We start from the raw sequence: 315 nt of genomic DNA, 5'->3' as shown, positions 1-315 counted from the left end.
TATAAAATACAATCTTATACTATACGCTCGTGGAGAATAACGGATTCGAACCGTTGACCCCCTGCGTGCAAGGCAGGTGCTCTAGCCAGCTGAGCTAATCCCCCATATAATCGTGAAATGTAGTCCCGAGCAGATTTGAACTGCTGACCCCTACATTATCAGTGTAGTGCTCTAACCAACTGAGCTACGGGACTAGCTTATCTCTTTCTCTGAACGCCATCTCCCTTACTAATAAAGGGTGGGCACTTTCTTCTAAATGTCTTTTTTCTCTTCTCCTATTGATCATGTATATAACGCAGCGGATTCACCAAATCC

General features: G+C 44.1%; 2 tRNA genes. Both read right to left on the bottom strand.

The window, feature by feature from the left end:
* Window positions 1-30: 30 nt before the first annotated feature.
* Window positions 31-104: transfer RNA gene (locus tag AC6CHH_RS16435), tRNA-Ala, on the bottom strand.
* A 16-nt stretch (window positions 105-120) separates the two neighbouring features.
* Window positions 121-194: transfer RNA gene (locus tag AC6CHH_RS16430), tRNA-Ile, on the bottom strand.
* Window positions 195-315: the final 121 nt, after the last annotated feature.

Source organism: Sphingobacterium sp. GQ94 (assembly GCF_059758715.1).
Note: the sequence above shows the minus strand (reverse complement) of the source record. Positions and strands in the feature narration are given on the sequence as shown.